This window comes from Pseudomonas sp. 67(2021), assembly GCF_017491835.1.
Lineage (GTDB): Bacteria > Pseudomonadota > Gammaproteobacteria > Pseudomonadales > Pseudomonadaceae > Aquipseudomonas > Aquipseudomonas atacamensis.
Map to the genome: position 1 here is coordinate 36,107 of NZ_JAFGYL010000022.1, position 24,862 is coordinate 60,968.

The following is a 24,862-nucleotide window of genomic DNA, read 5'->3' on the forward strand; positions in this document are numbered from 1 at the left end:
CGGCCTGAGGAGAGAAGTGCATGACGCAAGTCACGGTGAAACAACTGGCCGATGAGGTCAAAACACCGGTAGAGCGCCTGTTGCAGCAGATGCGTGAGGCAGGTCTGCCGCACACCGCCGCCGACGAAAATGTGACTGACAGTGAGAAGCAATCCCTGCTGACTCACTTGAAGAGCAGTCACAAGGCGAAAGTGGAAGAACCACGCAAGATCACGCTGCAGCGTAAAACCACCAGCACCCTTCGTGTGGCTGGTAGCAAGAGCATCAGCGTTGAAGTTCGCAAGAAGAAAGTTTTCGTACAGCGCAGCCCGGAAGAAATCGAAGCCGAGCGCAAGCGTGAACTGGATGAGCGTCGCGCAGTAGAAAATGCTGCCCGTCAGAAGGCTGAAGAAGAAGCCAAGCAACGCGCCGAAGAAGAAGCGCGTCGCCAGCCTGCTGCTGCGCAAACCGCTGCCAGCGACGCCGTTGCGGCGCCGGCTGCCGCTGCCGAACCTGTTCGCGAAAGCGCACCGGTGGCTGCTGCTCCTGCTCCATCGGCTGACGTTCGCAACAAGCAGAACGAACAGCGCCGTCCGGACAAGCCACGCGCCGACGACAACAATCGTCGCAGCGGTGGTGGTGATGGCGAGCGCAAAAACGCTCCGCATCGCGCATCGGTCAAAGAAAAAGCCCCGGCGCCACGTGTGGCGCCACGCACTACCGACGAAGAAAGCGATGGCTTCCGTCGTGGTGGTCGCGGCAAGGCCAAGCTGAAGAAGCGCAACGCCCACGGTTTCCAGAGCCCGACCGGCCCTGTCGTGCGTGACGTGCAGATCGGCGAGACCATCACGGTTGGCGATCTGGCCAACCAGATGTCGGTCAAAGCGGCTGAAATCATCAAGTTCATGTTCAAACTGGGTACTCCAGCGACCATCAACCAGGTGCTTGATCAGGAAACTGCTCAACTGGTAGCCGAAGAACTGGGCCACAAAGTGACCCTGGTCAGCGACACCGCTCTGGAAGATTCCCTGGCCGAGTCCCTGAAGTTTGAAGGTGAGTCGTTCTCCCGTGCACCAGTCGTGACCGTAATGGGCCACGTTGACCACGGTAAGACTTCCCTGCTCGACTACATCCGTCGTGCCAAGGTAGCTGCTGGCGAAGCCGGCGGTATCACCCAGCACATCGGTGCATACCACGTTGAGACTGATCGCGGCATGGTCACTTTCCTCGATACCCCGGGTCACGCCGCGTTTACCGCAATGCGTGCCCGTGGTGCCAAGGCGACCGACATCGTGATCCTCGTGGTTGCAGCGGACGACGGCGTGATGCCGCAAACCATCGAAGCGGTTCAGCATGCGCAGGCAGCTGGCGTGCCGCTGGTGGTAGCAGTGAACAAGATCGACAAGCCGGGCGCCGATCTCGATCGCATCCGCAGCGAACTGTCGGTTCACGGCGTGACTTCCGAAGACTGGGGTGGCGACACACCATTCGTTCCGGTTTCGGCGAAGATGGGTACTGGCGTGGACGAGCTGCTTGAAGCCGTTCTGCTGCAGGCCGAAGTTCTCGAACTGAAAGCTACTCCGTCGGCTCCTGGCCGTGGTGTGGTGGTTGAATCGCGTCTCGACAAGGGTCGTGGCCCGGTGGCAACCGTGCTCGTTCAGGACGGTACGCTGCGTCAAGGCGACATGGTTCTGGTCGGTTCGAACTACGGCCGTGTACGTGCCATGCTCGACGAGAACGGCAAGCCGATCAAGGAAGCCGGTCCATCCATCCCTGTCGAGATCCTCGGCCTGGACGGTACACCGGATGCTGGCGACGAGATGAGCGTGGTTGCCGACGAGAAGAAAGCCCGTGAAGTGGCTCTGTTCCGTCAAGGCAAGTTCCGCGAAGTCAAACTGGCTCGCGCTCACGCCGGCAAGCTGGAAAACATCTTCGAAAACATGGGTCAGGCCGAGAAGAAGACGCTCAACATCGTCCTCAAATCCGACGTCCGTGGTTCGCTGGAAGCGTTGAACGGTGCCTTGAATGGCCTGGGCAACGATGAAGTACAAGTGCGCGTCGTGGGTGGCGGTGTCGGTGGTATCACCGAATCCGACGCCAACCTGGCACTGGCTTCCAACGCTGTACTGTTCGGCTTCAACGTGCGTGCCGATGCCGGCGCTCGCAAGATCGTCGAGCAGGAAGGTCTGGATATGCGTTACTACAACGTGATCTACGACATCATCGAAGACGTCAAGAAAGCCCTGACCGGCATGCTCGGCAGCGATGTTCGCGAGAACATCCTGGGTGTGGCCGAAGTGCGTGACGTGTTCCGTTCGCCGAAATTTGGCGCGATCGCCGGTTGCATGGTGATCGAAGGTGTCGTGCACCGTAACCGTCCGATCCGTGTACTGCGTGAAGACATCGTTATCTTCGAAGGCGAGCTGGAATCCCTGCGCCGCTTCAAGGATGACGCTTCCGAAGTACGTGCCGGCATGGAATGCGGTATCGGCGTGAAGAGCTACAACGACGTCAAAGTCGGCGACAAGATCGAAGTCTTCGAGAAGGTTCAGGTTGCTCGCAGCCTCTGACTCGCGCACTTCAAGGGCCACGATGGGCCGTAGCATGCAAATGCACGGCACAGCGTCCGGACTCTAAACGCAACGCCCGGTCTGGCTTTCGTCAGGCCGGGCGTTTGCCGCTTTCAGACCTTGCGGGTTTCACCGCTGGGCAGTAACAGGTAACAAATCATGGCAAAAGAATACAGCCGTACCCAACGTATCGGCGATCAGATGCAGCGCGAGCTGGCGCAACTGATCCGTCGCGAAGTCAAAGATCCGCGCGTCGGTCTGGTCACCATCACTGCTGTGGAAGTGTCCCGTGACGTCGGTCATGCGAAGATTTTCATCACCGTGATGGGGCAGGACAACGCTGAAGACATCGCGCAAAGCATCAAGGTGCTCAATGCCGCCGCAGGCTTCCTGCGCATGCAGTTGGCCCGCGAAATGAAGCTGCGCAGCGTGCCGCAATTGCACTTCCACTACGACGAATCCGTCGTGCGTGGCGCGCACCTGTCGGCATTGATCGAGCGCGCCGTGGCTGAAGACAATCAGCACGTTGCCGCTCCAGCACCTGAAGACACCAAGGAGTAATTCGGTGGCTCAGGTCAAACGTATCCGTCGTAACGTCAGCGGCATCATCCTGCTCGACAAGCCGTTGGGGTTCACCTCCAACGCTGCCTTGCAGAAGGTGCGCTGGCTGCTCAATGCCGAGAAGGCCGGGCACACCGGCAGCCTCGACCCTTTGGCCACCGGTGTGTTGCCGCTGTGCTTCGGCGAGGCGACCAAGTTCTCGCAATACCTGCTCGATTCCGACAAGGGCTATGAGACTCTGGCGCAACTGGGCAAGACCACCACCACGGCCGATGCCGAAGGTGAGGTTTTGCAGGAGCGTCCGGTGACCGTTGGTCGCGCCGATGTCGAAGCGGTTCTGCCGAAATTTCGTGGGCAAATCAGTCAGATACCGCCGATGTACTCGGCACTCAAGCGTGATGGCCAGCCGCTGTACAAACTGGCACGTGCAGGCGAAGTAGTGGAGCGCGAACCGCGTTCTGTTACTATTGCGCGCTTGGAATTGCTGGCCTTCGAAGGCGATACTGCGCGGCTTGCGGTGGACTGCAGCAAAGGCACCTATATTCGCACCCTGGTGGAGGATATCGGTGAGCAACTCGGTTGTGGTGCGTACGTCGCAGAATTGCGCCGGACCCAGGCCGGGCCTTTCACCCTGGCGCAGACTGTTACTCTCGAAGAGCTGGAAGCGGTACATGCCGAAGGCGGCAACGAAGCGGTCGATCGCTTCCTGATGCCATCGGACAGCGGCCTGCAGGATTGGCCGTTGCTGCACTTTTCCGAAGCGAGCGCGTTCTACTGGCTCAACGGCCAGCCGGTACGTGCCCCGGATGCACCGAAGTTCGGCATGGTGCGGGTACAGGATCACAATGGTCGCTTCATCGGTATCGGTGAAGTGAGCGAAGACGGGCGCATCGCGCCGCGTCGCTTGATTCGGTCAGAATGACCGGAACCGGTCTGCGTTAAGCGGGCCGGCGAGTGTGGCTGTTAACAGGCATGGTCACTACTCATTTATAGATACAGGGATTTGTCCCTGGCCTGTTGAAGCTGTTTCCCTGAAACAGTTTCCTGATAAGGAAGGATTGCCTCATGGCTCTCGACGTTCAAGAAAAAGCTCAAATCGTTGCTGACTACCAGCAAGCTGTTGGTGACACTGGTTCGCCAGAAGTGCAGGTTGCACTGCTGACCGCCAACATCAACAAACTGCAAGGTCACTTCAAGGCCAACGGTAAAGATCACCACTCCCGTCGTGGTCTGATCCGCATGGTTAACCAGCGTCGCAAGCTGCTGGACTACCTGAAAGGCAAGGACGTAAGCCGGTACGCCGCGCTGATCGCTCGCCTGGGTCTGCGTCGCTAATCAGCGATTGCGCTATGAGGTTGGTGGTCTGTCGGGCGTCAGCGGTTTTCCGCTGGCGCCTTGCAGGCTCCCAGCCTCAAGTTTTATCTGCAGCATGGCTTTACCTGTAGCACCCGGACAATTGCCATCGGGCCGATTCCCGAGATTGCCCAAGAATTCGCAAGAAACCGTTTCCCCCAAGAGCCACAAAGAAGGTAGGACACCGTGAACCCGGTAATCAAAAAATTCCAGTTCGGTCAATCGACCGTTACCCTCGAGACAGGCCGTATCGCCCGTCAGGCCTCCGGCGCAGTATTGGTCACCGTTGACGACGACGTCAGCGTGTTGGTGACTGTTGTCGGTGCAAAGCAAGCCGATCCGGGCAAGGGCTTCTTCCCTCTGTCCGTTCATTACCAGGAAAAGACTTACGCTGCCGGTAAGATCCCTGGCGGTTTCTTCAAGCGTGAAGGCCGTCCTTCCGAGAAAGAAACCCTGACTTCCCGACTGATCGACCGTCCGATCCGTCCGCTGTTCCCAGAAGGCTTCATGAACGAAGTGCAGGTTGTCTGCACCGTCGTTTCCACCAGCAAGAAGACCGATCCGGACATCGCTGCGATGATCGGTACCTCGGCTGCCCTGGCCATTTCCGGCATTCCGTTTGACGGCCCGATCGGCGCCGCTCGCGTGGCTTTCCACGAAAGCACCGGCTACCTGCTGAACCCGACTTACGAGCAGCAGGCCGCTTCGAGCCTGGACATGGTCGTTGCCGGTACTTCCGACGCCGTGCTGATGGTTGAATCGGAAGCCAAAGAGCTGACCGAAGACCAGATGCTGGGCGCGGTACTGTTCGCTCACGACGAATTCCAGGTTGTGATCAACGCTGTTAAAGAACTGGCTGCCGAAGCCGCCAAGCCAACCTGGAACTGGGCTCCTGCGCCAGAAGCCACCGAACTGCTGGGCGCTATCCGTGCCGAGTTCGGCGAAGCGATCTCCCAGGCTTACACCATCACCATCAAGGCCGACCGTTACGCTCGCCTGGGTGAGCTGAAGGACCAGGTGGTTGCCAAGCTGTCCGGTGAAGAAGGCCAGCCAAGCGCTGCTGAAGTCAAAGCAGCCTTCGGTGAAATCGAATACCGCACCGTTCGCGAAAACATCGTTAACGGCAAGCCACGTATCGACGGTCGCGACACCAAGACTGTACGTCCGCTGAACATCGAAGTCGGCGTTCTGCCGAAGACTCACGGTTCGGCACTGTTCACCCGTGGCGAAACCCAGGCGCTGGTTGTGGCAACACTGGGCACCGCCCGTGACGCGCAACTGCTGGACACCCTGGAAGGCGAAAAGAAAGACCCGTTCATGCTGCACTACAACTTCCCGCCGTTCTCGGTAGGCGAGTGTGGTCGCATGGGTGGCGCCGGTCGTCGCGAAATCGGTCACGGCCGTCTGGCCCGTCGTTCGGTTTCGGCCATGCTGCCAGCCGCTGACGTGTTCCCGTACACCATCCGCGTGGTGTCGGAAATCACCGAATCCAACGGTTCGAGCTCGATGGCTTCCGTGTGCGGCGCTTCCCTGGCACTGATGGACGCTGGCGTACCGATGAAAGCACCGGTGGCCGGTATCGCCATGGGTCTGGTTAAAGAAGGCGAGAAGTTCGCCGTCCTGACCGACATCCTCGGCGACGAAGATCACCTGGGCGACATGGACTTCAAGGTAGCCGGTACCGCCAAAGGCGTGACTGCGCTGCAGATGGACATCAAGATCAAGGGCATCACCGAAGAGATCATGGAAATCGCTCTGGGCCAGGCCCTTGAAGCGCGCCTGAACATCCTCGGCCAGATGAACCAGATCATTGGCCAGTCGCGTACCGAACTGTCGGCCAACGCTCCGACCATGATTGCGATGAAGATCGACACCGACAAAATCCGTGACGTTATCGGTAAAGGTGGCGCGACCATCCGTGCGATCTGCGAAGAAACCAAGGCTTCGATCGACATCGAAGACGACGGCTCGATCAAGATCTTCGGCGAAACCAAGGATGCTGCAGAAGCTGCTCGTCAGCGCGTTCTGAGCATCACTGCAGAAGCCGAGATCGGCAAGATCTACGTCGGCAAGGTTGAGCGCATCGTCGACTTCGGCGCATTCGTAAACATCCTGCCGGGCAAGGACGGTCTGGTGCACATCTCGATGCTGAGCGACGCTCGCGTAGAGAAAGTCACCGACATTCTGAAAGAAGGTCAGGAAGTGGAAGTGCTGGTGCTGGACGTGGACAACCGCGGCCGTATCAAGCTGTCCATCAAAGACGTGGCAGCTGCCAAGGCTTCGGGCGTTTAATCACCCCAACGCTTTAGCGCAATGAAGATGCCCCCGCCGTGCAAACGGCGGGGGCATTTTTTTATCTGAAATAAAGAAATTGTAGTTCTCAAAAGAAAACCATCAGACAACCCACAAATTTGCCGCAGCTCGAGACCGGTGCTAGGTTTAGCCCACCGCCCGTGTAGCTCAGCCGGTAGAGCAGCGCACTCGTAACGCGAAGGTCGCAGGTTCGATTCCTGTCTCGGGCAAAAAATTTCGCCTTCGGTTTTATGCGTGGTGTTGGAGGTATTCGTTCAATGCTTGACGTGTCAGATCATTCAACGACACATTTTGACGGGTTGCCGCCAGAGCCGCTGCTAAATGCAGATCGTGACCGATGCGAACATTGAACGATCCTTTGCATGGGATTTCAGGCTTCTGCCCGAGCTGCTCACAGGTTTGTAAATAGTCATCTACCGCCTCGCGAAAGGCTGCTTCCAGTTCAGCCACCGTTTGTCCTTCATAATTAACCAGCGCCCTGATGAAAAGGAGTTTTCCGAACAGGCACTTATCTTCCGTGCTCGCCTCGATAGAGCCAACATAGCCTTTGTAGTGCAGCTGGGAACTCATGGAATCAGGCCTCCTGTTTTCAGTTGCTCGATAATCTGGCGTCTTGCGTATGTTTTGATTTCATTTCCGGGATGTGGCTTGTGCAGGTTGATTAATGCGCTCGGATTCCCGTTGTCGAATTTGATCCTGCTACCGGATCGTTCCAGCTGAGAGTAACCAAGACGCGCCAACAGAGTGACAAGCTCGGACCATGTGAATGCGCTTCGGCCGTTGACTAGTTTGGCGAGAAGTTTTTCAGTCTTTGACATGCTGGCCTATGATTGCAACTGAATATAGTTGCCTGTTTTTGGGCGGTCAATGTGAAGGTTTCGTTCGCCTTGACCATCAAAGGCGATGGCGAGGATTTATCCGCAGTGGATTTCGCGCATGGAAACAGGAAACTGTAACCAAGCGCATACCACCCTTCATTTCATTCCCCCGGTTGCACTGGCTTGCGTCTCTGTTAGGATTCCTTCGTACCAGACAAGCAAGCACCGTTGTTTTCAGATGATCCACGAATGGTCCTGAAGGCCAGGAAAAACCGAGCTTCCAATGGCTTCCTGCGTCAGAGAGATCCTTGATGATCCAGATCCATCCTCCATTCCTAAGATCAGCGAGAACCCCATGACTGAATTGACCCAAGAGCAACGCCACGAACAAGCGCTGGAAAAATACCTTCTGGATGTGCCGGACCTGAAGGAAGAGATCAAGGACCTGAGTCCTGATGATCAGAAAGACCAGATCCAGTGGGCCTTCGAAGACGAAGCCGAAGCGCAGGGCTTGCAGCCGTGGGAGCTGACCCTCAAGTACACGAGCACGCCGGAGGAATTCGAGGCGCAGCGCCTCGTGCTGCACAAGGAAGCGGCGGAAGTCTTGGGTGTCGAGTGGGAAGAGTACTGCGAGATGAATAATCTCGTCGTATAAGAGCAGCTGCGAGCTTCTAGCTACAAGCTGCAAGTCAAAGCAGAGTCGCTTGGCTTGTAGCTTGTAGCTTGTAGCTTGTAGCTTGTAGCTTGCCGCTGCGTCTAGAGGCTCAGTCGCATCGACAGATCCACCGCTTTGACATCCTTGGTCATCGCACCAATCGAAATGTAATCCACGCCCGTTTCGGCGATCGGCAGCAGCGTGCTTTCGTTGATGCCGCCGCTGGCTTCCAGTTTCGCTTTGCCGGCGGTCAGGCGTACCGCTTCGCGCATGTCGTCCAGGCTCAGTTCGTCGAGCATGATGATGTCGGCGCCGGCTTCCAGCGCCTGCTTCAGCTCTTCAAGACTTTCCACTTCGATCTCCACCGGTTTGCCCGGGGCGATCTTGTGTGCGGCGGCCACGGCTTCGGCGATGCCACCGCTGGCGGCGATGTGGTTTTCCTTGATCAGGAAGGCGTCGTAGAGACCGATGCGATGGTTGTGGCAGCCGCCGCAGGTTACGGCGTATTTCTGTGCCAGACGCAGGCCGGGCAGGGTTTTGCGGGTGTCGAGCAACTTGACCTGCGTCTCGCCGACGAAGTCTGCCAGGTACTGCGCGCGCGTCGCCACGCCGGACAGCAACTGCAGGAAGTTCAGCGCGCTGCGTTCACCGGTCAGCAGTGAGCGCGCCGGGCCTTCCAGATGAAACAGCGGCTGATTGGCTTTGACCCGCTGGCCGTCGACCACTTGCCAATGCACCGCCACACGCGGATCGAGCTGGCGAAACACCGCATCGACCCATGCGGTGCCGCAGATGACGGCGTCGTCACGGGTGATGATGGTGGCTTTGGCCAGGCGTTCGGCCGGGATCAGTTGCGCGGTGATGTCGCCGCTGCCGACGTCTTCGAGCAACGCACGGCGCACGTTGTTTTCGATTTCGGCGGTCAGATCGGCGAGACGTAGATTCGGCATAACGGACTCCACAAACAAAGTGGTTCGATTATAGGGGCAGGGCGTGAGCCAACCCAAGGCGAGAACGTGCGTGCCTGGCGCATCTGGTCGATTTTCCTGCGCTGAGTGCGAGGTGTATGGCGTATAGGGGAAACCCTGAGGCCTATAGCATCCTCGGCCTCTTTTGCCAGATAATCCGCCTTGTATTTGACGTCATGGCTTTGACGAATGACTCCGCTGAGGCAGTGTCGAAAGCGACGAACCGAATCACCGTTCCAGGAGGCTTGGATGCGCAACGACGGGAAAGTGGTGCCTTTGCACCGGGCGACTGCCGATCTGGCGGACCACTCGCCGCTTGCCCGCTTGCCGGTGATTCTGCTGCAGGTTCGCGACAAGGCTGCGCAGCAGCTGCGCCACGATTTGCAGGAGCTGTTCGATAACGCTGACGACACGCTGTTCGAAATGGCCGACCGGGCGCGCAACGACGTCGATCAGAACATCTTTTTCGAAGCCATGCGCGACCTGCGCCTCAAGCGCAAGAATATCGAGCGCGGCTTTCTGGAACTGTTCTTTGAAGCCTTCGCCGGTCTTACCCAATACGACCCCGCCGCCAACACCCTGCCACGCACGCCGGTGGTCGAAGAGTCGGCGCCGCGCACCGATGCCATGGAGCGCACCGTGGCCGTGCAGACCATGGTCAGTCGCGTGCTCAAGCGCGACGGCTTCGCTCTCGATCAACTGACCGCACGCTTTAGCTCGATGCTCGGCAAGCGTCTGGACGATCAGCACAACCCGCTGAGTCCGGCGATGCTCTGCGAATATTTCCTGCAGGCCGGGCGTAACCTCGGCGTCGAGATCAAGGTCAAGCTGATCCTGCTCAAGCTGTTCGAACGCTATGTGCTGGCTGACACCGAGCAGCTGTATGGCGAGGCCAATCAGCTGTTGCTCGCCACCGGCGTGTTGCCACATCTGAAGCCCGCCGTGGCTCGTCGCATGGTCGAGCCTGCGGACAGCGACACATTGATTGAAGATCTCGACGAGCCGCCAGCGGACGAAGGCATCGAGGAAGTGTTCGCCGCGATGCAGCAATTGCTCGCCCAGGTGCGCGGCCGCGTCACACCGACCCTGGAGCCCGGCGCCCCGGCGCATCCGATCAACACCCGCGACCTGCTGCGGTTGTTGTCGCACTTGCAGCAATACGTACCGGCGCTTGAGGCTCAGGAGGATTTCGATCTGCGCCATCAGCTCGAACAACTGCTGACCCGGGTCAGCGTCAGAAGTGGCCGCTCCCGCGTCGTCGCGACTGCTGACGAAGATGTGATCAACCTGATCGCCATGGTCTTCGACTGCATCCTCGACGATCGCAACGTGCCTGACGCGCTCAAGGCGCTGATCGGCCGATTGCAGATTCCGATGCTCAAGGTCGCCGTGCTGGACAAGAGTTTCTTCAGCCGCAGCACGCACCCGGCGCGGCGCCTGCTCAACGAAATCGCCGAGGCCGCAATGGGCTGGAGCGATTGCGACGGCGCTGAGCGCGACAGCCTCTACGTGCGCATCGAGCAAGTGGTGCAGCGTTTGCTGAGCGAGTTTGTCGACGACCCGGCGATCTTCTCCGAACTGCTCGCCGACTTCCTCGCCTTCACTCAGGAAGAACGCCGTCGCACTGAACTGCTGGAACAACGCTTGCGGGACGCCGAGGAAGGCCGGGCGAAGGCCGAGCTGGCTCAGCGGCGTGTCGCGCAGGCGTTGCAACAGGCGCTACTGGGCAAAGTGCTGCCGGCGACGGTGGTGAGTTTCGTCCAGCAGGCCTGGAGCAAAGTGCTGTTGCTAACCTGCCTCAAGCACGGCGATCAGTCCGCCGAATGGCACGCCGACGTGCAGACCATGGAACAGTTGGTCTGGAGCGTGCAGCGCCATGACGACGGCGAATCCAGCCTGCGCCTGCTGGCACTGGTCCCGGGTTTGCTCAAGTCACTGCGCGATGGCCTGAGCAGCACCGCGTTCGACCCGTTTGCCACCAGCGAATTTTTCAGTGAGCTGGAGGCTCTGCACGTACGCGTGCTGGAGCGTTCCGACGATGCCGATCACAGCGCCATGCCGCTGATCGAAGTCACGCCCGAGGTCTTGCAGCACAGCGCCGACCAGGCAGCAGCCACCCCGGCGCCGCGCCTGGCGCAAGACGCTGCCGGTCTGTCTCAGGTCGAGCAGTTGCGTGTGGGCCACTGGGTGGTGTTCGACGCAGACGACGAACAGAGCTTGCGTTGCAAACTCGCCGCGATCATCGAAGAGACCGGCAAATATGTCTTCGTCGACCGCACCGGGACGAAGGTGCTGGAGCACAGCCGCACCGACCTCGCCTTGGCTTTCAGCCGTGGCGCCGCGCGTGCGCTGGATGACACCTTGCTGTTCGACCGCGCACTGGAATCGGTGCTGGGCGACCTGCGGCGACTCAATCGCGGCAAGTGATCGCGCGGCGGGGGCGGATCGCGGCATACTGGGCGCCCACATGGTCGGCGTTGAAGGAATCGGTATGCAGTTGGATCCCGCGAGCGGGTGGTGTCATGGCGTGCAGATCTGCCCGTCGCCCAACTTCAATGAGCGCCCGGCGGGCGAAGTGTCCCTGTTGGTCATCCACAACATCAGCCTGCCGCCGGCGCAATTCGCCACGGGCAAGGTGCAGGAATTTTTCCAGAATCGTCTGGATGTCACCGAACACCCGTACTTTGCAGGCATCGCTGACCTGCGCGTCTCGGCGCATTTTCTGATCGAACGTGACGGCAAGGTCACCCAGTTTGTCTCTTGTCTTGCGCGGGCGTGGCATGCAGGCGTTTCAGTGTTCGAGGGTCGTGAAACCTGTAACGATTTTTCCGTCGGCATCGAGCTGGAAGGCACCGATGATCTGCCGTTCACCGACGAGCAATATCGCGCGTTGACTGCGCTGACCCGGCAGTTGCAGAAACGTTTTCCGGCGATCACCGCTCAGCGTATCTGTGGCCACAGCGATATCGCTCCGGGGCGCAAGACCGATCCGGGACCAGCATTCGACTGGGCACGCTACCGCGCAGCCCTGGCAAAAGAGGAAGGACAATGAGTTTTCTGGTGTTACTGCTGGCGGTGTGGATCGAGAAGTTTTCGGCCCTGCGCCATCGGCTTCAACGCGACGGCGGATGGATCCGCGAACTGCACAAACTCGAAAACAGCAAACGGCTGGCCAGGCAACCGTGGCTGGTGCTGACGATTCTGGTGCTGTGCCCGGTGGCGTTGCTGGCGCTGTTGCTGCTGGTGCTGGAACCGGTGGCGTACGGTCTGCTGGCGCTGCCGGTGCATTTGCTGGTGGTGATTTACAGCCTCGGGCGTGGCGACCTGCTCGGCGGCCTCGGACCGTTCCGCGACGCCTGGCGCCGTGAGGATCTGCAAGCGGCGGCCCACGTGGCCAAGCGCGACCTGGACATCTGCGCCGACAGCGGCGAGCAATTGCTTGAACAAGTGCAGGGGCATCTGCTGTGGCAGGCCTATCAGAGTTTTTTTGCGGTGATCTTCTGGTACTTCCTCCTCGGTCCGGTGGCGGCATTGGCCTATCGCTTGCTGGCGCTGGCCGAAGAGCACGGCAGCAATCCGGCGCTGGTCGAGCGTGCTGCGCAGTTGCGTCATGCCTTCGATTGGGTGCCGGTGCGTTTGCTGGCGGCGAGTCTGGCCTTGGTCGGCAACTTCGTCGCGGTCAGCCGGGTGATGCTGCATGAGCTGCTGAACTGGAACATCAGCGCTGCGCAGTTGATCAACAAGGTCGGTCTGGCAGCCGGGGAAGTTCCGCCGCCAGTGGTCGGCCCGGACGGCATCAACACCCTCGATTGCCTGTGGGAACTGCTGCTGCGCGCGGCGGTGCTGTGGTATGCCGGGTTTGCCTTGTGGACGGTTCTGGTTCACTGATAAGCCAGCGTGAAACTCATTGTGGCGAGGGGATTTATCCCCGATGGGCTGCGTCGCAGCCCTGAAAACCCTGTTCCACCATGCATCAGTAACCATAAGTTACAAAACCTCCCGCCGATTTACGCTATACAGAGATAGCGCCCGATAGTGGCTATCTGCTGTCGTCCCGCGCCTGCCAATAAAAACAAGAAAAACCAAGGGAGACTTCCAGTGAAGAGCTTGCTCTATCCCGCCGTCTCGCTGATGAACCGTCTGAGCTTCGGCATGAAGTTCAGCCTGATCAGCGTGCTGTTCCTAGTGCCGATGCTGGTGACCAATTTCTATCTGGTACGCGACTCCTATCGCGAATTTCAGGGCACTCGCGTCGAACTGCGAAGCCTCGACCTGTTGGGCAGCAGCCTGACCCTGCGCCGGGATCTGGAAACCCTGAACAATCTGGTGCAGATTGACGTCACCCTCGGCCAGTCCGGCAAGGCCGGCAATGTCGAAGCGCAGATCCAGACGCTGGAGCAGGCTGTGCTCGCGCGCCTCGAAGGGCTGACGGCGATGACCGAAGATCCCGAGCAGATCAAGCAGTTCGAGGCCAAGCGCGATGAAATGATCGCCGCGTTCAAGGCCCAGCAGGCGGAGAGCTCGCTGCAAAGCAAAAGCGCGTTGATCGGCAAGTTGCTGGCCAGTGCGCAGATTTTCAGCCAGATCATCACCAGTCAGGCCGGGTTGAGCCGCGACAACCAGAGCGACATTCGTCAGCTCAGCGAACTGGTGACGCTGATTGCCCCCAGTGTCACGCAAACCCTCGGCGAAGGCCGGGCGATGGGTTCGTATTCGTTGGGCCAGGGCTTTCTCAACAGTTCCTCGAGCACGCGTTTTGACGAGTTGTTGGTGCAGCTCGAAAAACTCCAGGCCGAGTACGCCCTGAAACTGCAAGACGCCCTCGGTTCCAGCAGCGCTGCACGCGAATCCCTCAGCGCCCAGGCCGACAGCAGCAAGGCTTCGCTCAAACAGGCCAGCGAGCTGTTTGAAGAACAAGTGGTGATGGCCGACACCCTCGATGCGCCGTGGCAGGCATTCTACGATCAGGTCACCGGGCTGATGGAACACACCTACCAGCTCAATCAGGCCACGCTGAAATTCCTCGACAACCAGTTGCAGCAGCGACTGGCGCAGAACCGCACGCACATGATTCTGCAAGCCTCGGCGCTTTCGGTGGTGTTCGTGCTGATTTTCTATCTTTATGGCGGTTTCTACGCCTCGACCCGGACCACCCTGAAAAGCCTGGGCGCGATGATGGACAAGGTCGCGGCCGGTGACATGACCGTCAACTTCAAGGCCAGCAGCCGCGATGAACTGGGCGAGTTGGGCGAGGTGTTCAACGGCACGGTGAAGAAGATTCACGACTTGATCGAACGCGTGGGCCACACCGTTGGCGAAGTCGAGCGACAGGCCGGACAGGTCGAAAGCGTCTCGGCGCAGAGCAATCAGGCCGTGGCCGGGCAGCGCTCGCAGATCGAACAAGTGGCGACGGCGATGAACCAGATGTCGGCGACTTCAATGGAAGTGGCGCGCAGTGCTGCTGCGGCGGTGAGCAGCGCCCACAGCGTCAATGACGAAACCCTCAGCGGGCGCGGGCTGGTGGAATCGCAGCAGGGCAGCATTGCCGCACTGGCCAGCGAAATCGACCAGTCGGTGCTGGTGATCAATCAACTGGCCAGCGACAGCCAGTCGATCAGCCGTGTGCTTGAGGTGATCAAGAGCATCGCCGAACAGACCAACCTGCTGGCGCTCAACGCCGCTATCGAAGCGGCGCGAGCCGGCGAGCAGGGGCGCGGCTTTGCCGTGGTCGCAGATGAAGTGCGCACGTTGGCCAAGCGCACCCAACAATCGACCGAAGAAATCGAGCAGATGATCGCCAAGCTGCACGGTGGCGTCGGCGCGGCGGTGAAGGCCATGGGCGTCAGCCATCAGATGGCCAACGGCACGGTGGGCCAGTCGGAGAAGGTCCAGCAGGCGCTGGAGAACATTCTTGGCGCGGTGGGCATGATCGTCGACCAGAACCAGCAAATCGCCGCTGCCGTCGAACAGCAGACCGCCGTGGCCCATGACATCGACCAGAACATCGTCGAAATCAACCGCGCCGGCGAACGCACAGCACAAGGCGCACACCAGACCGAAGATGCCAGCCGTGCGCTGTCGGCGCAGGTGGTTGAGCTCAAACAACTGATCAGCGCGTTTCGTGTCTGAAAGGCTGGAACCGGATCAAAAATGTGGGAGCGAGCCTGCTCGCGAAGGCGGTGGGTCAGGCATTGACGATGTCACTGCCAGATTGCTTTCGCGAGCAGGCTCGCTCCCACAGGGGATGGCGGTGTTACCAGCCGAAGACTTCGCAGCAGTTGGCGGTGCTGGCGTTGGCCAGTTGTTCAGGCGTGATATTCATCAGCTCGGCCAGCGCCGCACAAATCGCCGGCAGATGCGCCGGGCTGTTGCGCTGGCCGGGGAACATGGCGGGGGCCATGTCCGGTGAGTCGGTTTCCAGCACCACCGATTGCAGCGGCAGTTCCGGCAGCACCCGATGCATGCGCAGCGCCTGCGGCCAGGTCGGTGCGCCGCCGAGGCCCAGTTTGAAACCAAGCTTGATGTATTCCCGCGCTTCTTCGCGGCTGCCGGCGAAGGCGTGGATGATGCCGGCGCGTTTGAGTTTGAAGCGCTTGAGCGTGGCGATCACCGCTGCGTGGCTGCGGCGTACGTGGATCAGCGCCGGCAACTCGAAGTCTGCGGCCAGTTGCAGCTGCGCTTCGAACAACCCTTGTTGTCGCTCGCGATCGAGGTTTTCGATGAAGTAATCCAGGCCTATCTCGCCCACCGCACACAACTGCCGATGCCCGCGCAGGCGTGTCAGCCAGTCACCCAGTGCGAGCAAATCCTCGGGGCGATGCTGATCGAGAAACACTGGGTGCAATCCGAACGCCGCGTACAGGTCGGCATCGCTCTGCACCAGATCCCACACCCGTTGCCAGTTGCCCTGATGCACGCCCAGCACGACGATGCGCCGCACGCCGAGAGCGCGGCTTTCGGCCAGCAACTCGGCGCGATCGGCGTCGAAGTCGGGGAAGTCGAGGTGGGTGTGACTGTCGATCAGCTCCACGCTTCAGTCCCGATGAATACGCTGCTTGAAGGTCCGCGCGATGGCTTGCACGCCCGGTTGGTAGTCATCCTGCTCGACCGCGGCCAAGGCCAGTTCCAAGGCCTTGTCGGCGATCAACTGGTGTTGCTGGGACATGGCGTTGACCGGCAGCGGCAGGAAATCCAGCAACTGCGTGTCGCCGAAGGTGCCGAGGCGCAGCGGCCGCGATTTCAGCGGGAAATCATGCAGCGCATCGAACACGCCTTGCAGCAGCACGTAGGAGGTGGTCACCAGCGCGTCAGGCAAATGCCCCAGCCGCTGCAGGAGTTCTTCCATCAATTGCTTGCCGCACTCGCGGCTGAACGACTCGGCGTGCTCGACCAGCACCTCGCCTTTGAAATCGTTGAGCGCTGCGCGGAAACCGGCGGCACGTTCCTGGCTGATGCTCAGCTCCGGGCGTGCGCCGAGCAGCACGATCTGCTTTGGCTGCGGATCGAGCAGACTTTGGGTCAGATGCAGGCTGGCCTCGCGGTCGTCGCTGATCACCGAGCAGAAATGCTCCGGTTCCATGACCCGGTCGATGGCGATGATAGGCAGACCCTTGGCCTGCAACTGGCGATAGCTGTCATCACCGGCCGGCAGGCAACTGGCGACGATCAGCGCATCGCAACGACGCGCGCGGAACAGTTGCAGCAACTGGCGCTCGCTGTCCGGCGCATCGTCGGAACTGGCGATCAGCAATTGATAACCGCGCGCCCGCGCGCCTTGTTCGAGCAACTTGGCGATCCGCGCGTAACTGGGGTTTTCCAGATCCGGCAGGATAAAGCCCAGGGTGCGCGTGTGCCGACTGCGCAGGCCCGCCGCTTGCGGATTGGGCGTGAAGCCGTGCAGATCGACCACCGCGCGCACGCGCTCGACGGTCGCGTTGCTGATGCGTTGCTGTTCGGCCTTGCCGTTGATGACGTAGCTGGCGGTGGTGACGGAGACGCCGGCCAACCGCGCGATATCACTGAGTTTCAACCCGGTATTTCCTTGTTTTTTCGAGCATGCCGCGACATTTTCGCCAATCCTACCCGATAAGGGCAGTTGACTTATTGCCTGGGCAGATCCGACCAGTTGGACTTCAAGGATGAGACATTATCGAGTAACGTGCCGATCAATCTAGATTAAACGTTTCAGCAAGCGTATTTTCTACGTTTTAGACGCCTTTGGCCGGTCCTGCCGTGAAACCGCCAAAACTGCCGCTGAAAAGCGCGGCAGAGCGCCTAAGCTGTGAACCATTCAAAACAATACCTGGCGTTGAACTGCGCCAAAAAGGAGATCGCATGCTCGAGCTCACTATAGAGCAGATATCCATGGGCCAGTCGGCCGTGGATAAACCCGCTGCCCTGCAATTGCTGGCCAGTCATCTGGTCGCCGACGGTCTGGTTGCCGACGGCTACCTCGCCGGCCTGCAGGCCCGGGAAGCCCAGGGCTCGACCTTTCTCGGTCAAGGCATCGCCATTCCCCACGGTACGCCGGAAACCCGCGATCAGGTATTCGCCACCGGCGTGCGCCTGATGCAGTTTCCTGATGGTGTCGATTGGGGCGATGGCCAGATCGTTTATCTGGCCATCGGCATCGCGGCGAAATCCGATGAACACCTGCGCCTGCTGCAACTGCTGACCCGCGCCCTCGGCGAGACCGATCTGGGCCAGGCCTTGCGTCGCGCCAGCTCCCCCGAAGCGCTGCTTAAACTGTTGCAAGGCGCGCCGCAGGAACTGGCGCTGGATGCGCAGATGATCGGCCTCGGCGTGTCGGCCGACGATTTCGAAGAACTGGTCTGGCGCGGCGCACGTCTGCTGCGTCAGGCCGATTGTGTGAGCAACGGCTTTGCCGGCGTGTTGCAGCAAGTCGAAGCGCTGCCACTGGGCGATGGCCTGTGGTGGCTGCACAGCGAGCAGACCGTGAAGCGTCCGGGACTGGCGTTCGTCACCCCGGACAAACCGATGCGCTACCTCGGCCAGCCGCTCAGCGGACTGTTCTGCCTCGCCAGTCTGGGCGAAGCGCATCAGGCGTTGCTCGAGCGTTTGTGCGCGTTGCTGATCGAAGGTCGCGGCCACGAACTGGGCCGCGCCACCAGCAGCCGCAAAGTTCTCGAAGTGCTCGGCGGTGAACTGCCGGCCGACTGGCCGAGTGCACGTATTGCCCTGGCCAATGCCCATGGTTTGCACGCACGACCAGCGAAGATTCTTGCGCAACTGGCGAAGAGTTTTGATGGTGAAATCCGCGTGCGCATCGTCGACAGCCAGGACAGCGCCGTGTCGGTGAAGAGCCTGAGCAAACTGCTCAGTCTCGGCGCCCGCCGCGGTCAGGTGCTGGAGCTGATCGCCGAGCCGAGCATCGCCGCCGATGCCTTGCCGGCCCTGCTCGCGGCGATTGAAGAAGGCCTCGGTGAGGAAGTCGAGCCGCTGCCGGCCGTGAGTCAGCAGCGCGAAGTGATCGCCGACATCGCCGAAGTATTGATCGCGCCGGCCTCCGGCAGCCTGTTGCAGGCGATTCCTGCCGCACCGGGCATCGCCATCGGCCCTGCGCACATTCAGGTGCTGCAAGCCATCGATTACCCGTTGCGCGGCGAATCTGCCGCGATCGAGCGCGAGCGCCTCAAGCAAGCGCTGAGCGACGTGCGCCGCGACATCCAAGGCTTGATCGAACGCAGCAAGGCCAAGGCGATTCGCGAGATTTTCATCACTCACCAGGAAATGCTCGACGACCCGGATCTGACCGACGAAGTCGACACCCGCCTCAAGCAAGGTGAAAGCGCCGAAGCGGCGTGGATGGCAGTGATCGAAGCCGCCGCCAAACAGCAGGAATCGCTGCAGGACGCTTTGCTCGCCGAGCGTGCCGCCGATCTGCGTGACATCGGTCGCCGGGTGCTGGCGCAGCTGTGTGGCGTGCAAACCGCGAACGAACCTGAGCAACCGTACATTCTGGTGATGGACGAAGTCGGCCCGTCCGATGTCGCGCGCCTGGATCCTGCGCGAGTGGCAGGGATTCTCACCGCGCGCGGCGGTGCTACCGCGCACAGCGCCATCGTCGCCCGCGCGCTCGGTATTCCAGCACTGGTCGGCGCGGGTGCAGCGGTGCTGTTGCTCGAGCCGGGCACGCCGCTGTTGCTCGACGGTCAGCGTGGCCGTCTGCATGTCGACGCCGATGCCGCGACCCTCAAGCGTGCCGCTGAAGAGCGCGACACCCGCGAGCAACGCCTGAAGATCGCCGCCGAACAACGCCATCAACCGGCACACACCACCGACGGCCACGCCGTCGAAGTGTTCGCCAACATCGGCGAAAGCGCAGGCGTGACCAGCGCGGTGGAGCAGGGCGCTGAAGGCATTGGTCTGCTGCGCACCGAACTGATTTTCATGGCCCACCCGCAGGCACCGGACGAGGCAACCCAGGAAGCCGAATACCGTCGCGTCCTCGATGGTCTGGCTGGACGGCCGCTGGTGGTGCGCACGCTCGATGTCGGCGGCGACAAACCGCTGCCGTATTGGCCGATCGCCAAGGAAGAAAACCCGTTCCTCGGCGTGCGCGGCATCCGCCTGACCCTGCAGCGGCCGCAGATCATGGAAGCGCAACTGCGCGCCTTGCTGCGCTCGGCCGACAACCGTCCGCTGCGGATCATGTTCCCGATGGTCGGCAGCGTCGAAGAATGGCGCCAGGCCCGCGACATGACCGAACGCCTGCGTCTGGAAATTCCAGTCGCCGATCTTCAGCTGGGGATCATGATCGAGGTGCCGTCGGCCGCGTTGCTTGCGCCGGTTCTGGCCAAGGAAGTCGACTTTTTCAGCGTCGGCACCAACGACCTGACCCAATACACCCTGGCCATCGACCGTGGTCACCCGACGCTGTCTGCACAAGCGGATGGCTTGCACCCGGCGGTGCTGCAACTGATCGACATCACCGTGCGCGCCGCCCATGCCCATGGCAAATGGGTGGGCGTCTGCGGCGAACTGGCGGCTGATCCGCTGGCGGTGCCGGTGCTGGTCGGCCTCGGTGTCGACGAGCTCAGCGTGTCCGGGCGCAGCATTGCCGAAGTCAAGGCGCGCATCCGTGAACTCAGCCTGCCCCAGGCGCAAACCCTCGCTCAACAGGCCCTGGCCGTGGGCAGCGCGAATGAAGTGCGCGCATTAGTGGAGGCCCTGTAATGGCCAAGATTCTCACCCTGACCCTCAACCCGGCACTCGACCTCACCGTCGAGCTGTCACGGCTGGATGCCGGTCAGGTCAATCGCAGCGAGGAGATGCACACCCACGCTGCGGGCAAAGGCGTCAACGTCGCCCAGGTGCTGGCGGATCTCGGCCATCAGGTCACCGTCAGCGGTTTTCTCGGCGAAGACAATCAGCAAGCGTTCGAGACCCTGTTCGCCAAGCGTGGTTTTGTCGACGCGTTCATCCGCGTGCCGGGCGAGACGCGCAGCAACATCAAAGTCGCCGAACAGGACGGGCGCATCACCGACATCAACGGGCCTGGCCCGGTGGTTGATGCAACGGCGCAGCAAGCCTTGCTTGATCGCTTGCAGCAGATCGCACCGAGGCACGATGCAGTGGTGGTCGCCGGCAGTCTGCCGCGCGGCGTCACGGCGCAGTGGTTGCGCGAGCTGATTGAACGGTTGAACGCGCTCGGCTTGAAAGTCGCCCTCGATTCCAGCGGCGAAGCCTTGCGCGCGGCGTTGCAGGCCAGCCCCTGGCTGATCAAGCCGAACACCGAAGAATTGGCCCACGCCCTCGGCTGCGAAGTGGTGTCGCCGATCGCCGAAGCACAAGCCGCCGCACGTTTGCACGGCCAAGGCATCGAGCACGTGGTGATTTCCCACGGCGCTGACGGGGTCAACTGGTTCAGTGTCGGCTCGGCCCTGCATGCCTCGCCGCCGAAGGTCAGCGTGGCCAGCACGGTTGGTGCCGGCGATTCATTGCTGGCCGGCATGCTCCACGGTCTGCTCAGCGCCGACACCCCCGAGCAAACCCTGCGCACCGCCACCGCGATTGCGGCAATGGCGGTGACCCAGATCGGTTTTGGCATCAACGACGCTGCGCAACTGGCGCAGCTCGAACAGGGCGTGCGCGTGCGCCCCCTGACAGAACAATAAGAGGGTTTGTGATGAAGTTAGCCATTGTTACGGCTTGCCCGAACGGCATGGTTACCAGTGTGCTGTGCGCGCGTCTGCTCGATGCAGCGGCGCAGCGTCAGGGCTGGAGCACCAGCGTTGAAGTGGTCGATCCGGCGCACCCGGAACGCGAATTGTCGGCGGCGACCATCGAAGCCGCCGAGTGGGTCTTGCTGGTCACCACTGGCGCGGTGGACATGAGTCGCTTCGTCGGCAAGCGTGTGTTCCAGATCGCTCCGGCGCAGGCCTTGCAGGATGTCGAAGCGGTGCTGCGTCGTGGTGCTGAAGATGCCGAAGTCTACGTGGCCAGCGCAGTCGAACCGGCGATTGACGCGCCACGTGCGCCACGCATCGTCGCCATCACGGCCTGCCCGACCGGCGTCGCCCACACCTTCATGGCCGCCGAAGCGTTGCAGCAGACTGCCAAGCGCCTGGGCTATGAATTGCAGGTCGAAACCCAAGGCTCGGTGGGCGCGAAAACCCCGCTCAGCGCAACGGCTATCGCCGAGGCTGACGTGGTGCTGCTGGCGGCGGATATCGACGTCGCTACCGAGCGTTTCGCCGGCAAGAAAATCTATCGCTGCGGCACGGGCGTTGCCCTGAAGCAATCCGAAGCGACCCTGAAAAAAGCCCTGGCCGAAGGCGCAGTGGAAAGTGCGGCAAGCGACGGCAAGGCTGCGGCCAAGTCGGAAAAAACCGGCGTCTACAAACACCTGCTCACGGGGGTGTCGTACATGCTGCCAATGGTGGTGGCGGGTGGTTTGCTGATCGCGTTGTCCTTCGTGTTCGGCATCACCGCTTACAAGGAAGAAGGCACGCTGGCGGCGGCGCTGATGCAGATCGGCGGCGAAACCGCGTTCAAGCTGATGGTGCCGCTGCTCGCCGGGTACATCGCCTACTCGATCGCCGACCGCCCGGGCCTGGCGCCGGGGATGATCGGCGGCTTGCTCGCAGGCACTCTGGGCGCCGGATTCATCGGCGGGATCATTGCCGGTTTCATCGCCGGTTATGCCGCCAAAGCCATCGCCCGCTATGTGAAATTGCCGCAGAGCCTGGAAGCGCTGAAGCCGATTCTGATCATTCCGTTGCTGGCCAGTCTGGTCACCGGCCTGGTGATGATTTACGTGGTCGGCAAACCGGTCGCCGGCATGCTCGCCGCGCTCACCCAATTCCTCGACAGCATGGGCACTACCAACGCGATTCTGCTCGGCGTATTGCTCGGCGGCATGATGTGCGTCGACCTTGGCGGGCCGATCAACAAGGCTGCCTATGCGTTTTCGGTGGGGCTGCTGGCCTCGCAGAGTTACGCACCGATGGCCGCGACCATGGCCGCCGGCATGGTGCCGCCGATTGGCTTGGGCATCGCCACCTTCATTGCCCGGCGCAAGTTCGCCCAGACCGAGCGCGAGGCCGGCAAAGCAGCGTTCGTGCTGGGCCTGTGCTTTATCTCGGAAGGGGCGATTCCGTTTGCCGCGAAAGACCCGCTGCGGGTGATTCCGGCGAGCATCGCTGGCGGCGCACTGACCGGTGCCTTATCGATGTACTTCGGCTGCAAACTGATGGCGCCGCACGGTGGCTTGTTCGTGCTGGCGATCCCCAATGCGATCAACCATGCGCTGCTGTATCTGCTGGCGATTGTTGCGGGGAGCCTGGTCACGGCGGTGGTGTATGCGCTGCTCAAACGGCCTGAGGCTGTCGAGTTAGCGCTGGAACCGGCCAAGGCTTAGCTGACGTCGCAAAACCTGTGGGAGCGAGCTTGCTCGCGAAAGCGGTGTGTCAGCGAAAAAAATTTCGACTGATAGGTACCCTTCGCGAGCAAGCTCGCTCCCACATGGTTAAGGGTGTCATGGCGAGTTCATATAGGCATGCTTAAGTTTTCCCTTTTGCAGGGAGAACACCATGAGCGCTTTCAATCTCGGTCGGCGTCGCGTCATGCAAGCGGTCGGCGCCGGACTGTTGCTGCCGGGGCTGGCGCCGGCGGTGATTGCCTCGGTCAAGGATCGTCCGCAGCTCACCGACGGCGTGCAGTCCGGCGACCTGCTCGGCGACCGCGCGATGATCTGGAGCCGCAGCGATCGCCCGGCGCGCATGGTGGTCGAGTGGGACACCGGCAGCCTGTTCGGCAACCCGCGCAAATTCGTCTCGCCACTGGCCGATGCGCGCAGCGATTTCACCGCCCGCGTCGAACTCACCGGCCTGCCGGCCAACCAGGCGATCTTTTATCGCGTGCACTTCGAAGACGCCCAGAGCGGCGTCGCCAGCGAACCGTGGTTCGGCCATCTGCGCAGCGTGCCGACGGCCAGGCGCGACATCCGTTTTGTCTGGAGCGGTGACACCGTCGGCCAGGGCTTCGGAATCAACCCGGACATCGGCGGGATGCGCATCTACGAAGCCATGCGCCTGCGCCTGCCAGACTTCTTTATCCACAGCGGCGACACCATCTACGCCGACGGCCCGGTGCCCGCGCAACTGACCACCGAAAGCGGGCGCATCTGGCGCAATGTCACCACCGAAGCCAAAAGCAAAGTCGCGCAGACCCTCAACGATTATCGCGGCAACTATCGCTACAACCTGATGGACGAAAACATCCGCCGCTTCAACGCCGAAGTGCCGCAGATCTGGCAGTGGGACGATCACGAAGTGGTCAACAACTGGTCGCCGGGCAAGCAGCTGGATGAGCGTTATCAGGAGAAAGATATCCACAAGCTAGTGGGTCGCGCCCGGCAGGCATGGTTGGAATATGCGCCGATGCGTTTGCAAGCGGCGGACGGCGGCGGGCGCATTTATCGCAAGCTCAGCTACGGGCCGATGCTCGACGTATTCGTGCTGGATATGCGCAGCTATCGCGAGGCCAACGACGACAACCTCGGCGTGGTAAAACCGTTTCTCGGCCGTGAACAGCTGGACTGGCTCAAGCGTGAATTGCAGGCATCGAAGGCGCAGTGGAAAGTCATCGCCGCCGACATGCCTATCGGCCTTGGCGTCCCGGACGGCGAGGTCAGCCCGGGCGTTGCACGTTGGGAAGCCGTGGCCAACGGCGATCCCGGCCCGGCGCAGGGGCGTGAAGTGGAAATTGCCGAATTGCTCGGCTTTCTGCGCGCGCGGCAAGTGCGCAATTTCGTGTTTCTGACGGCGGACGTGCATTACTGCGCGGCGCACCACTACCACCCGGACCGCGCCGCGTTTCAGGATTTCGAACCGTTCTGGGAATTTGTCGCCGGGCCGTTGAACGCCGGCAGTTTCGGGCCGAATCCACTGGACAAGACGTTCGGGCCTGAGGTGGTGTTCGAGAAAGCACCGCCCGCACAGAACACCTCGCCGTTTGCCGGGTTTCAGTTTTTTGGTGAGGTGAATATCGAAGGGCAGAGCGGCGAGATGAGCGTGGTGTTGCGCGATCTGGATGGCATCGCTGTTTTCGAACAGAAACTCCAACCGGTCTGAGCAACGCGTCCCCTGTGGGAGCGAGCCTGCTTGCGAAAGCGGACTTACA

Annotated in this window: 19 protein-coding genes and 1 tRNA gene; 15 read left to right on the forward strand and 5 right to left on the reverse strand. The window is 61.1% G+C overall.

The window, feature by feature from the left end:
- The first annotated feature begins 20 nt into the window (after positions 1–20).
- The 6 genes from infB to J5M66_RS22495 all read left to right on the forward strand — a co-directional run bounded on the left by infB (position 21) and on the right by J5M66_RS22495 (position 6,985).
- Complete coding sequence (infB, locus tag J5M66_RS22470) at positions 21–2,549, forward strand: translation initiation factor IF-2 (protein ID WP_024011570.1); 2,529 nt, start codon at positions 21–23, stop codon at positions 2,547–2,549.
- Between the two features lie 159 nt (positions 2,550–2,708).
- The gene (rbfA, locus tag J5M66_RS22475) at positions 2,709–3,110 is read left to right on the forward strand and encodes a 30S ribosome-binding factor RbfA (RefSeq protein WP_016771753.1); all 402 of its coding nucleotides are present in this window, start codon (positions 2,709–2,711) and stop codon (positions 3,108–3,110) included.
- 4 nt (positions 3,111–3,114) lie between these two features.
- Complete coding sequence (gene truB, locus J5M66_RS22480; RefSeq protein ID WP_024011571.1) at positions 3,115–4,032, forward strand: tRNA pseudouridine(55) synthase TruB; 918 nt, start codon at positions 3,115–3,117, stop codon at positions 4,030–4,032.
- Positions 4,033–4,175: 143 nt separating this feature from the next.
- Positions 4,176–4,445, forward strand: a complete 270-nt coding sequence (rpsO, locus tag J5M66_RS22485) for a 30S ribosomal protein S15 (RefSeq protein ID WP_016771751.1) — start codon at positions 4,176–4,178, stop codon at positions 4,443–4,445.
- Between the two features lie 204 nt (positions 4,446–4,649).
- On the forward strand, positions 4,650–6,755 hold the full coding sequence (gene pnp / locus J5M66_RS22490) for a polyribonucleotide nucleotidyltransferase (RefSeq protein ID WP_024011572.1): 2,106 nt from the start codon (positions 4,650–4,652) through the stop codon (positions 6,753–6,755).
- Positions 6,756–6,912: 157 nt separating this feature from the next.
- A tRNA-Thr gene (locus tag J5M66_RS22495) sits at positions 6,913–6,985 on the forward strand.
- A 19-nt stretch (positions 6,986–7,004) separates the two neighbouring features.
- Here J5M66_RS22495 and J5M66_RS22500 read toward each other — a convergent pair.
- Both J5M66_RS22500 and J5M66_RS22505 read right to left on the reverse strand, forming a co-directional pair.
- Entirely contained in the window at positions 7,005–7,346 is a 342-nt protein-coding gene (locus J5M66_RS22500) for a type II toxin-antitoxin system HicB family antitoxin (protein ID WP_016771749.1), read from the reverse strand.
- Positions 7,343–7,594, reverse strand: a complete 252-nt coding sequence (locus J5M66_RS22505; protein WP_207809257.1) for a type II toxin-antitoxin system HicA family toxin — start codon at positions 7,592–7,594, stop codon at positions 7,343–7,345. Before J5M66_RS22505 ends, J5M66_RS22500 begins: the two co-directional genes overlap by 4 nt.
- Before the next feature lie 355 nt (positions 7,595–7,949).
- On the opposite strand from J5M66_RS22505, the gene J5M66_RS22510 reads away from it, so the two are divergent.
- On the forward strand, positions 7,950–8,249 hold the full coding sequence (locus tag J5M66_RS22510) for a DUF6388 family protein (protein ID WP_024011573.1): 300 nt from the start codon (positions 7,950–7,952) through the stop codon (positions 8,247–8,249).
- A 101-nt stretch (positions 8,250–8,350) separates the two neighbouring features.
- Here the strand turns inward: J5M66_RS22510 and nadC are convergent, their stop codons facing one another.
- On the reverse strand, positions 8,351–9,199 hold the full coding sequence (gene nadC, locus J5M66_RS22515; RefSeq protein ID WP_016771747.1) for a carboxylating nicotinate-nucleotide diphosphorylase: 849 nt from the start codon (positions 9,197–9,199) through the stop codon (positions 8,351–8,353).
- 267 nt (positions 9,200–9,466) lie between these two features.
- Between nadC and J5M66_RS22520 the strand changes: the two genes are divergently transcribed.
- The 4 genes from J5M66_RS22520 to J5M66_RS22535 all read left to right on the forward strand — a co-directional run bounded on the left by J5M66_RS22520 (position 9,467) and on the right by J5M66_RS22535 (position 15,346).
- Positions 9,467–11,644 (forward strand): DUF1631 domain-containing protein, encoded by a 2,178-nt coding sequence (locus tag J5M66_RS22520; protein ID WP_123443370.1) that lies wholly within the window; start codon positions 9,467–9,469, stop codon positions 11,642–11,644.
- A 64-nt stretch (positions 11,645–11,708) separates the two neighbouring features.
- Positions 11,709–12,269 (forward strand): 1,6-anhydro-N-acetylmuramyl-L-alanine amidase AmpD, encoded by a 561-nt coding sequence (gene ampD / locus J5M66_RS22525; RefSeq protein ID WP_125927175.1) that lies wholly within the window; start codon positions 11,709–11,711, stop codon positions 12,267–12,269.
- Positions 12,266–13,105, forward strand: a complete 840-nt coding sequence (gene ampE, locus J5M66_RS22530; RefSeq protein WP_076565795.1) for a regulatory signaling modulator protein AmpE — start codon at positions 12,266–12,268, stop codon at positions 13,103–13,105. Before ampD ends, ampE begins: the two co-directional genes overlap by 4 nt.
- 210 nt (positions 13,106–13,315) lie before the next feature.
- Positions 13,316–15,346 carry a methyl-accepting chemotaxis protein gene (locus J5M66_RS22535; protein WP_207809259.1) on the forward strand — a complete coding sequence of 677 codons (2,031 nt, stop codon included), beginning with the start codon at positions 13,316–13,318 and terminating at the stop codon, positions 15,344–15,346.
- Positions 15,347–15,470: 124 nt separating this feature from the next.
- On the opposite strand, the gene J5M66_RS22540 is transcribed toward J5M66_RS22535, so the two are convergent.
- A complete protein-coding gene (locus J5M66_RS22540; RefSeq protein WP_123443372.1) occupies positions 15,471–16,247 on the reverse strand; it encodes a TatD family hydrolase in 777 nt (258 codons plus the stop codon).
- A gap of 3 nt (positions 16,248–16,250) precedes the next feature.
- The gene (gene cra / locus J5M66_RS22545; RefSeq protein ID WP_024011578.1) at positions 16,251–17,246 is read right to left on the reverse strand and encodes a catabolite repressor/activator; all 996 of its coding nucleotides are present in this window, start codon (positions 17,244–17,246) and stop codon (positions 16,251–16,253) included.
- A 305-nt stretch (positions 17,247–17,551) separates the two neighbouring features.
- Between cra and ptsP the strand changes: the two genes are divergently transcribed.
- The 4 genes from ptsP (at position 17,552) to J5M66_RS22565 (ending at position 24,813) form a co-directional block, all read left to right on the forward strand.
- Positions 17,552–20,413: a phosphoenolpyruvate--protein phosphotransferase gene (ptsP, locus tag J5M66_RS22550; RefSeq protein ID WP_122610853.1), complete on the forward strand. Its 2,862-nt coding sequence runs from the start codon at positions 17,552–17,554 to the stop codon at positions 20,411–20,413.
- Entirely contained in the window at positions 20,413–21,354 is a 942-nt protein-coding gene (gene pfkB / locus J5M66_RS22555; RefSeq protein WP_207809261.1) for a 1-phosphofructokinase, read from the forward strand. Before ptsP ends, pfkB begins: the two co-directional genes overlap by 1 nt.
- 11 nt (positions 21,355–21,365) lie before the next feature.
- On the forward strand, positions 21,366–23,099 hold the full coding sequence (locus J5M66_RS22560) for a PTS fructose-like transporter subunit IIB (RefSeq protein WP_207809263.1): 1,734 nt from the start codon (positions 21,366–21,368) through the stop codon (positions 23,097–23,099).
- 172 nt (positions 23,100–23,271) lie between these two features.
- Positions 23,272–24,813 carry an alkaline phosphatase D family protein gene (locus J5M66_RS22565; RefSeq protein WP_207809265.1) on the forward strand — a complete coding sequence of 514 codons (1,542 nt, stop codon included), beginning with the start codon at positions 23,272–23,274 and terminating at the stop codon, positions 24,811–24,813.
- Positions 24,814–24,862: the final 49 nt, after the last annotated feature.

Bases quoted from the DNA above. Each gene is read 5' to 3' on its own strand.
- infB (WP_024011570.1), top strand. From the start codon at position 21: ATGACGCAAGTCACGGTGAAACAACTGGCCGATGAGGTCAAAACACCG.
- rbfA (WP_016771753.1), top strand. From the start codon at position 2,709: ATGGCAAAAGAATACAGCCGTACCCAACGTATCGGCGATCAGATGCAG.
- rpsO (WP_016771751.1), top strand. From the start codon at position 4,176: ATGGCTCTCGACGTTCAAGAAAAAGCTCAAATCGTTGCTGACTACCAG.
- J5M66_RS22500 (WP_016771749.1), bottom strand. From the start codon at position 7,346: ATGAGTTCCCAGCTGCACTACAAAGGCTATGTTGGCTCTATCGAGGCG.
- J5M66_RS22505 (WP_207809257.1), bottom strand. From the start codon at position 7,594: ATGTCAAAGACTGAAAAACTTCTCGCCAAACTAGTCAACGGCCGAAGC.
- J5M66_RS22510 (WP_024011573.1), top strand. From the start codon at position 7,950: ATGACTGAATTGACCCAAGAGCAACGCCACGAACAAGCGCTGGAAAAA.
- nadC (WP_016771747.1), bottom strand. From the start codon at position 9,199: ATGCCGAATCTACGTCTCGCCGATCTGACCGCCGAAATCGAAAACAAC.
- J5M66_RS22520 (WP_123443370.1), top strand. From the start codon at position 9,467: ATGCGCAACGACGGGAAAGTGGTGCCTTTGCACCGGGCGACTGCCGAT.
- ampD (WP_125927175.1), top strand. From the start codon at position 11,709: ATGCAGTTGGATCCCGCGAGCGGGTGGTGTCATGGCGTGCAGATCTGC.
- ampE (WP_076565795.1), top strand. From the start codon at position 12,266: ATGAGTTTTCTGGTGTTACTGCTGGCGGTGTGGATCGAGAAGTTTTCG.
- ptsP (WP_122610853.1), top strand. From the start codon at position 17,552: ATGCTCGAGCTCACTATAGAGCAGATATCCATGGGCCAGTCGGCCGTG.
- pfkB (WP_207809261.1), top strand. From the start codon at position 20,413: ATGGCCAAGATTCTCACCCTGACCCTCAACCCGGCACTCGACCTCACC.
- J5M66_RS22560 (WP_207809263.1), top strand. From the start codon at position 21,366: ATGAAGTTAGCCATTGTTACGGCTTGCCCGAACGGCATGGTTACCAGT.
- J5M66_RS22565 (WP_207809265.1), top strand. From the start codon at position 23,272: ATGAGCGCTTTCAATCTCGGTCGGCGTCGCGTCATGCAAGCGGTCGGC.